We start from the raw sequence: 8,968 nt of genomic DNA, 5'->3' as shown, positions 1-8,968 counted from the left end.
GAGCCGGTACGGGCCGAGGTGGCGCGGGTCGGCCCGGTGCAGCGGGCCGGGTGTCACGCCGAGGTCAGGCACAGCGTCCGCCCCCGCTCGGTGAACCGGTAGCGCACCTGCGTCGGCTCGGGGCACTCCTGCCCGTCCGGGACCTGGGCCAGTACCCGCAGCACCGCGCGGCCCGCCGGAGCGGTGCCCGAGCAGCCGACGGTGGTGGCGAAGACCGTGTCGTCGGTGAGGGGCGTGACGTCGAGGAGGGAGCCCGGCTGCGGCTCGGCTCCGATCACGCACTCACCCTCGGTGAACCGCCGCTCCAGACAGATACTGACGAAGCCGCCGTCGGTCTGCCGGTTCCACGCCACTGCCCCGTAGCCGCCCGAGCACCGTTCGACGAAGCCGCCGTCCTCCGTCTCGATCACCCGCCAGGGCGCGTCGGGCGCCGAGCCGCAGGCGACGGCCTCGGGGGCGGCGGCGGTCCAGCCGCGCGCGGGGTCGAGGTCGGTACGTACGCACTCGCCGGTGGCCACGTCGGCGAAGGCGCGGTCGGTCGCGTCGAGTTCGGCGGGCTTGTTGGCCTGGTAGTAGGCGTAGGCGCCACCGCCGACGAGGGCTAGGAGGATTGCCGCCATGAGGGCCTGCACGGAGCGCACGAAGACCCGCACGCCCCGGCCGTCGGCCTCGCCCTCGCCGTCCCCCGCGTCGACCGGCGGCCGGGGGCGGACGGGCTCCGGGGCGGTGGCGGCCGGCTCGCGGACGGTGGCGGCCGGCTCCCGTACGGTGCCGGGAGCGTCCCGTTCCGTACCCGGCACGTCCCGTTCCGTACCCGGCACATCCCGTTCCGTACCCGGCACATCCCGGACCGTATCCGGCACCTCCCGTACCGTGTCCGGCGGCAGTTGAGTCGCATGCTGAGTCGCATCCGGTGCCCCGCCCGCGGGCCCCGGCCACCCCTGCCCGCCACCGGCCGTGCCAGCCCCACCGCCAGCCCCACCATCCGCCCCACCACCCGCACCGCCGCCCCCGCCCTCCCGCAGCACCCGCGGGTCGGCCGCCAGTGCCCGCCCCTGCCGCGCGTACCCCTCGATGAGCCCGGCCCACGACGCCGGCAGCCAGCCGCCCGCGTCCGGCACCGTCGGAAGCTCCGCCAGCTCGAACGTGAACAGGTCCAGCAGCTCCGCCGTCCGCGGCCGGTCGGCGGGGGAGAGGGCGAGGCAGGCACGGACCACCGGGGCGAGTTCGTCCGGCAGCCCGGCCAGGTCGACCCGGCCTTCCGCCACGTACGTGAGCAGCAGGAGCATCTCGGTGTCCGCCGGGTACGGGGCGCGGCCGACGGCGAGGTGGAAGAGGGTGGCGCCGAGCGAGTAGACGTCGGAGGCCGCGGTGGACGGCTCGCCGACTGCCTGCTCGGGCGAGGTGAAGGCGATGGTGCCCAGGGTGAGCTGGGTGCGGGTCAGGTCCGCGGCGTGCGAGATGCCGAAGTCGATGAGGCGGGGTCCGGCGAGTTCGAGCAGCATGTTCTGCGGCTTGACGTCGCGGTGCACGATGCCCTGCCGGTGCAGCTCCGCCAGCGACTCCAGCGCGCCCCGCGTCACCCAGCGGGCGGCGGTCCCGGACAGCGGCCCGGCCCGGCGTACGAGTTCCGCCACCGAGGGTGCGGGCACGTACTCGGTCGCCATCCAGGGCCGCGGCGCGTCCGGGTCGGCGTCGAGTACGCGCGCGGTGCGTACGCCCTCGGCCCGCCGGGCGACCTTCACTTCGCGCGCGAAGCGCCGCCGGTCGGTGGCGTCCACCTCGCCTTCGGCGAGGAGCGTCTTGACGGCGGCGAGGGATCCGTCGCGTACGGAACGGGCGAGGAAGATACGCCCCATCCCGCCGGAGGCAAGCCGTCCGAGCAGCGTGTACGAGCCGAGTGCCGCGGGGTCGTCCTCCTCCAGCGGCCGGATGTCGGCACCGCCACCCGCCGCGGCACCGCCCCGCCCCGGCGTCTCCCCCTCCACGCTCAACAGCCCCTCCCCCGGGTGGCGTTCGGTGGGGAGTGAGTGTACCGACGGGCACGGTACGGGGCCGAGACCGCGGCGATGGTTCCTCGTGCCGGACTACGGGCCCGCCGACCCGGCCCGCTGGTCTGGCCTGTCCCGGCCCGGCCGGCTCAGGCGAAGTCGGCGGCGGTGAGGCCGTCGGGGTGCCCGGGCGGAAACTGCACCAGTTCGATCCGGTAGCCGTCCGGGTCGGTGAGCCACGCCGCCTTCGGCCCGTCCGGGCCGCCCGGGGACTGGACGGGCCCGTGCTCCAGACCGGCGGCGTCCAGCCGCTTCAGGGTGTCGGACAGCTCGTCCGTCTGGATCGCGAGGTGGTCGATGCCGCCGGCCCCGTCGACGGGGCCGCCGTCGGGCCGGTGGACCAGTTCGAGGGAAGCCACCGGTTCACCGGGGAACTGGAGGATCGCAAGATGACTGCCGTTGCCGGGCTCGACGTGGCCCAGCACGTCGTAGCCCAGGGCGGTGTAGAAGTCGAGCGAGCGGTCCAGGTCGGTAACGCGGTAGGAGACGAACAGGGTCTTCACGCGGCCTCCTCGGGTCGGCGCACACACGGTAGCGCGGGCGGGTGGAGTCCCGGTCGCAGAGCCGCCGGACGGGCTCGGGTCCGATCTGCTGCCGGCGGGCCCTTCGCAACCGGGCCGGGAGCGGTCCCCGGCGCCGCCCGGCACACTCCAGCTGACTCGGCGAAAGAGGGGCAACATGCTGGTCTGGCTGATCGCTCTCCCCTTCGTGGCCGTGGCCCTGCTGGGGTTCAGCTGCGTCCGTCGGCGGCGGGCTCGTACCAGAGCGTTCCACGACGCCGTGCGGCGCGGGGATCTCGCGGAGCTGACCCGTCGGATCGACGCGGGCCAGCGCGTCGGCGCCCGGGGCGACGGGGGTGACACGGCGCTGCACCACGCCTACCGCGCCGGGCGGTTCGAGGCCGCTGCGCTGCTGCTCCAGCGCGGGGCGGACCCCTCCCGGCGCAACTCGTCCCATACGACCCCGGACCATCTGTTGGCCGGTCTGAGAGACGCGCACGTGCGCAACCTGCTCGAACGCGCCACCAAGAAGAACGCCGCCGAGACCGCCCCGGCGGAACCGTTCACCATCGACGAGCGTGACCACAACGGGAACACCGCCCTGCACCTCGCCTACCACCAGGGACGCCGCACGGCCGTGGAGCGCCTGCTCGCCCTCGGTGCCGACCCGGGCGTGGCCAACGCCGACGGGCTCACGCCCCCGCAGATGGGGGAGCTGAAGCGCGTCGAGGCGCAGTTGGCGGAGCTGGCCCCCATGCTGCGCCGCCAGTTCAGTTGGAGCGACGCCCCCGGTACGGACACGGAGCGGGCGATGTTCCTCGCGAGGGAGCTGCGCCGCGCCGACCCGGTGGTCTTCTCCGTGGCGCTGGTGAAGGTCGCCGGCTACTTCAGGCGGCCCCGCTATCTGATGCTGACCGCGATCCGGCTCGGCATCCACGAGTCGTTGCCGGCCATGGTCCGGCTGCTGCACTCGCACGGAACCAAGGAGATCGCCGAGGACTATCTGAACTGCGGTTCGTCCGAACTCGAATCGGCCGCGAGGTTCTGGGCAGCCACGCACGGATTCACGATCATGCACCGCGGCGGCGGCCCCACCGCCCGCTGGGGCCGCCTCTGAGGCCCTGCCCCGGGACCCGCCCCCGCACCCGCGGACGGCCGCGGGCTCGCGCGCGCTTCGGGAGTCACGATGTACGAAGTACCGCCGCAAGAACGCCGGGCAGGGTTCGCGTTCACTACGATGTCCGCTATGACCGATGCGCGCGCCGCTTACCGCCCGGCTGAGCTGGCGGACCTGGCTGGCTGGATCCGGAACGCTGCGGAGACCGAGCGCTGGCGCATGGTGGCCGAGTTCCTCGAAGAGTTCCGCCATGAGGCGCGCGTGACCAGGCTACGGCTACTGGAACTCGAACCACCTACCACCGGCGATGAGAACTGGGACGCTTTTCTGGCCGGGCTTGCCGAACATCTCGCGGCAAAGGACGGCCGTGCGGGTCCGTCTTGGTCGGAGGGGCACGTGCTACCCAGGTTCTGGTTCCCCTTCAACACTCCAGCCGCCCGCGTCGACGCCGTCGTGCATGCTCCGGCCGCGTTGCGCCGACGTGGTGTGTTCATCTCCGCCGCCGAACTGGACGTCGCATGACCGAGCGAAGCCCCCTGCTCACGCGCGAAGAGATCGAAGATGCCCTGCGTCGGCTCGGCGACAGGCTGGCACGCCGCGGCGTGATCGCTGACATCTACGTGTTCGGTGGGGCCGCGATGGCTCTCGCCTACGATGCCCGACGTTCGACCCGGGACATCGACGCGGTGTTCGAGCCCCATGGGGTTGTCCTGGACGAAGCCCGGAAGGTGGGTCAGGAGCTGGGCTTGCCGCCTTGGTGGTTGAACGAGCAGGGCAGCGTGTACGTCGCACCAGGAGGCGATCCACAGGCCGCCCGGGTTTTCGACCACCCCGGGCTCAGGCTGTCGACCGCATCACCTCGGCACCTCATCGAGAAGCTGGGGCTGGGCACGGCGGACGAGGTGCTGGGCGTCTGCACTGACGTCTTCCCCGAAGAACCCGTCCCACCCCGAGCACGGCTGCTGATCGAAGACATCCTGGCCGAGGCGTCGTAGACGACGACTGACGGGAGCCCCGCCGCACAGGCTCCTGCAGGCACTCCGGCCAACGGCAGGGCTCCCGATCAGCGCGTCAGTCCGCGATCGGGAGGTAGACGCGGTGGCCGCTCTCTGCGAACTCCCGTGACTTCTGGAGCATCCCTGCGGCGGCCTCCTCCTCCGTGGCGTCGGCGGGCACGTCACCGCCGAAGCGCTCTATTACTGATCTGCTAATTTTCATCGAGCAGAACTTCGGGCCGCACATCGAGCAGAAGTGCGCCGTCTTCGCCGGCTCCGCCGGCAGCGTCGCGTCGTGGAACTCGCGGGCCGTGTCCGGGTCCAGGGCCAGGTTGAACTGGTCCTCCCAGCGGAACTCGAAGCGGGCGTCCGACAGGGCGTCGTCCCAGTCCTGGGCGCCCGGGTGGCCCTTGGCGAGGTCCGCCGCGTGGGCGGCGATCTTGTACGTGATGACGCCGGTCTTGACGTCGTCGCGGTCCGGGAGGCCCAGGTGTTCCTTCGGGGTGACGTAGCAGAGCATCGCCGTGCCCCACCAGGCGATCATCGCGGCGCCGATGCCGGAGGTGATGTGGTCGTAGGCGGGGGCGATGTCGGTGGCCAGGGGGCCGAGTGTGTAGAACGGGGCCTCTTCGCAGATCTCCTGCTGGAGGTCCACGTTCTCCTTGATCTTGTGCATCGGGACGTGGCCCGGGCCCTCGATCATCGTCTGCACGCCGTGGGACTTCGCGATCCGGTTGAGTTCGCCGAGCGTGCGCAGCTCCGCGAACTGCGCCTCGTCGTTGGCGTCCGCGATCGAGCCGGGGCGCAGGCCGTCGCCGAGGGAGAACGTGACGTCGTACGCGGCGAGGATCTCGCACAGCTCGTCGAAGTGGGTGTAGAGGAACGACTCGCGGTGGTGGGCCAGGCACCAGGCGGCCATGATGGAGCCGCCGCGGGAGACGATGCCCGTCTTGCGGCGGGCGGTGAGCGGGACGTAGCGCAGCAGGACGCCGGCGTGGACGGTCATGTAGTCGACGCCCTGCTCGCACTGTTCGAGGACGGTGTCCTTGTAGACGTCCCAGCTCAGCTCCTCCGCGCGGCCGTCGACCTTCTCCAGCGCCTGGTAGAGCGGCACGGTGCCGATGGGGACGGGGGAGTTGCGCAGGATCCACTCGCGGGTGGTGTGGAGGTGAGCACCGGTGGACAGGTCCATGACCGTGTCGGCGCCCCAGCGCGTGGCCCACGTCATCTTCTCCACCTCCTCCTCGATCGAGGAGGTGACGGCGGAGTTGCCGATGTTGGCGTTGACCTTGACCAGGAAGTTCTTCCCGATGACCATCGGCTCGGACTCGGGGTGGTTGACGTTCGCGGGGAGTACGGCGCGGCCGGCCGCGATCTCGTCGCGTACGAAGGCGGGCTCGACGCGCTCGCGCAGCGCGACGAACTCCATCTCGGCGGTGATCTCCCCGCGTCTGGCGTACGCGAGTTGCGTGACCGCCGCCCCGCGCCCCCGCCGCGGCCGGCGCGGGCGGCCGGGGAAGACGGCGTCGAGGTTGCGCAGGCCGCCGCGGGGGGCGGTGTGCTTCAGGCCGTCGTCCTCGGGGCGGGGCGGGCGGCCCGCGTACTCCTCGGTGTCGCCGCGGGCGGTGATCCAGTCGGCGCGCAGGGGGGTGAGCCCGCGGCGGACGTCGGTGTCGATGGTCGGGTCGGTGTACGGCCCGGACGTGTCGTACAGCGTCACGTCCCGGCCGTTCGTGAGGTGCACGCGCCGCACCGGGACCCTGATGTCGGGCCTGGCGGGGTGTTCTACGTGGTCCTTGTGCCAGCCGGCCGCGGTCTTCGCGGAGTCCGCGGTGGCGGGCGTACGTGCATCCGAAACGGTCATGGAGACCCACTCCCTACGCCGGCATTACCCGGTAACAGGTTCGGCGGTCGGCGCAGCCGTGGTCCGGTTCCCGGATCCGTCAGCGCCCTCTCAGCCCGGTGCTCCGAGCTCCCGCGGTGTGCAGTTCGCCGACCACGCTAACCGCTGCCCGTCGCGGCACGGAAGGGGGCCCGGGAACGCTCCTGCGATGATCTGTCGGTGCCCTCTACACACGATCACGGCCACGGCCACAGCCACAGTCACAACCACGGCGCCCCGGCCCCGCCCGCCTCGCACCGGCTGCGTACGGTGATCGCCGCGGTGCTCGTCCCGTTCGCCCTGGCGGTGCTCGCCGGGCTGATCGCGCTGTGGCCGGGCGAGGAACCCGCGGGCGAGCGCAGCGGTGTCGGCTTCGACCAGGAGCGGCAGCGGGCGAAGGTCACGAAGGTCGAGCAGGTCAGGTGCGCGGACGTGGGCGCGCAGGTCCAGGAGCAGGGGCCGCCGGGCGGCGGCACCGACGAACCGCGGCCCGACAAGGACGCGGTGTGCGAGCGGGCGACGATCGAGGTGACGTCGGGCAAGCACGCCGGGCGCACCTTCACGGAGATCGTCGCGCCCGACGCGTCCCGCCGCTACGACGTGGGGCAGGAACTCGTCGTCTCCTACTCGCCGAAGGCGCCGCGCGAGCTGCAGTACGCCGTCTCCGACGTGGTACGCACCGTGCCGATGACGGCGCTGGCGCTGGTGTTCGCGGGCGCGGTGGTCGTCGTCGGGCGGCTGCGCGGGGTGGCGGCGCTCGCGGCGCTGGCGGTGAGCTTCGCGATCCTGATCCTGTTCATCCTGCCGGCGATCCTCGACGGGTCGAACCCGCTGGTGGTGGCGGTGGTCGGGGGCAGCGCCATCATGCTGATCGCGCTCTTCCTCTGTCACGGCTTCAACGTGCGCACATCGGTGGCGGCCCTCGGCACGCTGGTGTCGCTGACGCTGATCGGGCTGCTGGGTTCGCTCTTCGTCGGCTGGTCGGAACTGACCGGGAACACCGACGACTTCACGGGCCTCATCCACACCCAGTACCCGGACATCGACATGAGCGGGCTGCTGCTCGCGGGGGTGCTGATCGGCTCGCTCGGGGTGCTCGACGACGTGACGGTGACGCAGGCGTCCGCGGTGTGGGAGTTGCGGCAGGCCGATCCGTCGGCGCCGTGGCGGAAGCTGTACGCGTCCGCGATGCGGATCGGGCGCGACCACATCGCGTCGGTGGTGAACACCCTGGTCCTCGCCTACGCGGGGGCGGCGCTGCCGCTGCTGCTGCTCTTCACGATCGCCGACCAGAGCGTCGGGACGGTGGCGACGAGCGAGTTCGTCGCCGAGGAGATCGTACGGACCCTCGTCGGCAGCATCGGGCTGGTCGCCTCGGTGCCGCTGACCACGGGGCTCGCGGCGCTCGTCGTCTCGGCCGACCGGCACCGGGGGGCGGGGCCCGTCGCGGAGCAGGGCGGCACGGCTCCGGGTCCGGGCCCGGGTGCCGGTACGGGGCCCGGTACGGGGTGGGGGCCGGGTCCCGGCGCGGGGCCGGGTGCCGGTACGGGCACGGGGCCGGAGGGCTGGGCGGGTACGGGCTCCGGCGCTGCCGCGGCTCCTCGCGGCGAGGGCCGCTCCCGCCGCCGGGGCGGCGGCGGCCGGCGGCGCCGGACGTAGCGCCAGAAGGCGGAGTGAGGCGGTCGGCTGCCCGTCGCCCTACGACGACATGAACTTCCGCACCAGGAAGATCGCGCCCGCGATCAGCGCCGCGGCCAGCAGCACCTTGAACAGGAGGCCGATGATGACGCCGACCACCCACATGATCAGGCTGCCGAAGACCACCAGCACGATCGCCGGGATCAGCACCCACGTCACCCACCACGGCAGTCCCGCGGTGATCTCTTTCACGGACACGGTCATTCCTCCTCCGGTACGCCGGGGGTGTCCCGGTGCCTTCGATGCTAGGACGCCCGGCGGGCGGACGGGAGTGCCCCCTGCCCCGGTCCGCCCCGGATCCAACCCCGAGGCAACCCTGAGGGACTGATTCAGGCCTCGGGTGGAGAGAAGACCACCAGAACCCGGAGATCCTCGGTGATGTGGTGGAAACGATGCGGCACGCCCGCCGGTACGTAGACGACGCAGCCCCTGCCGACCTGCAGGGTTTCTTCGCCTACCGTGACGGAGCCGCGACCGCTCATGATCACGTAGACCTCGTCCTGGCGATGGGGCTGCTGCGGATCGGGCGACCCGGCGTCCAGCGCGTACAGACCCACCGACATGTTCCGTTCGCGCAGGAACTGGAGGTACGCTCCGTCGTTCGCACGGCGCTCCGCCTCCAGTTCGTCCAGCCGGAACGCCTTCATCGTGCCCCGCCCTCCGCGTCCATGGTGCTCCCGACTACCTCTGGAACGATCACGCAAATGAAGACTTTCCTGATCAAA

Annotated in this window: 9 protein-coding genes; 4 read left to right on the top strand and 5 right to left on the bottom strand. The window is 72.1% G+C overall.

The genetic code is table 11. From position 1 onward, the window contains the following. Positions 1–53 precede the first annotated feature (53 nt). The gene (locus B124_RS36430) at positions 54–1,988 is read right to left on the bottom strand and encodes a serine/threonine-protein kinase (protein WP_496507312.1); all 1,935 of its coding nucleotides are present in this window, start codon (positions 1,986–1,988) and stop codon (positions 54–56) included. A 152-nt stretch (positions 1,989–2,140) separates the two neighbouring features. Further along, on the bottom strand, positions 2,141–2,554 hold the full coding sequence (locus B124_RS36425; RefSeq protein ID WP_496507310.1) for a VOC family protein: 414 nt from the start codon (positions 2,552–2,554) through the stop codon (positions 2,141–2,143). 175 nt (positions 2,555–2,729) lie between these two features. Here B124_RS36425 and B124_RS36420 point away from each other — a divergent pair, with 175 nt between their 5' ends. The 3 genes from B124_RS36420 (at position 2,730) to B124_RS36410 (ending at position 4,663) form a co-directional block, all read left to right on the top strand. Continuing rightward, positions 2,730–3,668: an ankyrin repeat domain-containing protein gene (locus B124_RS36420; protein ID WP_496507309.1), complete on the top strand. Its 939-nt coding sequence runs from the start codon at positions 2,730–2,732 to the stop codon at positions 3,666–3,668. Positions 3,669–3,797: 129 nt separating this feature from the next. Then, complete coding sequence (locus B124_RS36415; protein WP_496507308.1) at positions 3,798–4,190, top strand: hypothetical protein; 393 nt, start codon at positions 3,798–3,800, stop codon at positions 4,188–4,190. Further along, positions 4,187–4,663, top strand: coding sequence for a hypothetical protein (locus tag B124_RS36410; RefSeq protein ID WP_496507307.1), 477 nt, complete (start codon positions 4,187–4,189; stop codon positions 4,661–4,663). Before B124_RS36415 ends, B124_RS36410 begins: the two co-directional genes overlap by 4 nt. A 76-nt stretch (positions 4,664–4,739) precedes the next feature. On the opposite strand, the gene thiC is transcribed toward B124_RS36410, so the two are convergent. Next, positions 4,740–6,527 carry a phosphomethylpyrimidine synthase ThiC gene (thiC, locus tag B124_RS36405; protein ID WP_496507306.1) on the bottom strand — a complete coding sequence of 596 codons (1,788 nt, stop codon included), beginning with the start codon at positions 6,525–6,527 and terminating at the stop codon, positions 4,740–4,742. A 198-nt stretch (positions 6,528–6,725) separates the two neighbouring features. Between thiC and B124_RS36400 the strand changes: the two genes are divergently transcribed. Next, on the top strand, positions 6,726–8,204 hold the full coding sequence (locus tag B124_RS36400; RefSeq protein ID WP_496507305.1) for a YibE/F family protein: 1,479 nt from the start codon (positions 6,726–6,728) through the stop codon (positions 8,202–8,204). Positions 8,205–8,243: 39 nt separating this feature from the next. On the opposite strand, the gene B124_RS36395 is transcribed toward B124_RS36400, so the two are convergent. Together B124_RS36395 and B124_RS36390 are read right to left on the bottom strand one after the other, a co-directional pair. After that, on the bottom strand, positions 8,244–8,447 hold the full coding sequence (locus B124_RS36395) for a DUF5326 family protein (RefSeq protein ID WP_496507304.1): 204 nt from the start codon (positions 8,445–8,447) through the stop codon (positions 8,244–8,246). A gap of 125 nt (positions 8,448–8,572) precedes the next feature. Beyond that, complete coding sequence (locus B124_RS36390; RefSeq protein ID WP_496507311.1) at positions 8,573–8,890, bottom strand: cupin domain-containing protein; 318 nt, start codon at positions 8,888–8,890, stop codon at positions 8,573–8,575. Between the last annotated feature and the right edge of the window lie 78 nt (positions 8,891–8,968).

The sequence above is a fragment of the Streptomyces sp. CNP082 genome (genome assembly GCF_059570535.1).
Note: the sequence above shows the minus strand (reverse complement) of the source record. Positions and strands in the feature narration are given on the sequence as shown.

Coding starts and splice junctions, on each gene's coding strand:
- B124_RS36420 (WP_496507309.1), top strand. CDS start 2,730: ATGCTGGTCTGGCTGATCGCTCTCCCCTTCGTGGCCGTGGCCCTGCTG.
- thiC (WP_496507306.1), bottom strand. CDS start 6,527: ATGACCGTTTCGGATGCACGTACGCCCGCCACCGCGGACTCCGCGAAG.
- B124_RS36415 (WP_496507308.1), top strand. CDS start 3,798: ATGACCGATGCGCGCGCCGCTTACCGCCCGGCTGAGCTGGCGGACCTG.
- B124_RS36395 (WP_496507304.1), bottom strand. CDS start 8,447: ATGACCGTGTCCGTGAAAGAGATCACCGCGGGACTGCCGTGGTGGGTG.
- B124_RS36410 (WP_496507307.1), top strand. CDS start 4,187: ATGACCGAGCGAAGCCCCCTGCTCACGCGCGAAGAGATCGAAGATGCC.
- B124_RS36390 (WP_496507311.1), bottom strand. CDS start 8,890: ATGAAGGCGTTCCGGCTGGACGAACTGGAGGCGGAGCGCCGTGCGAAC.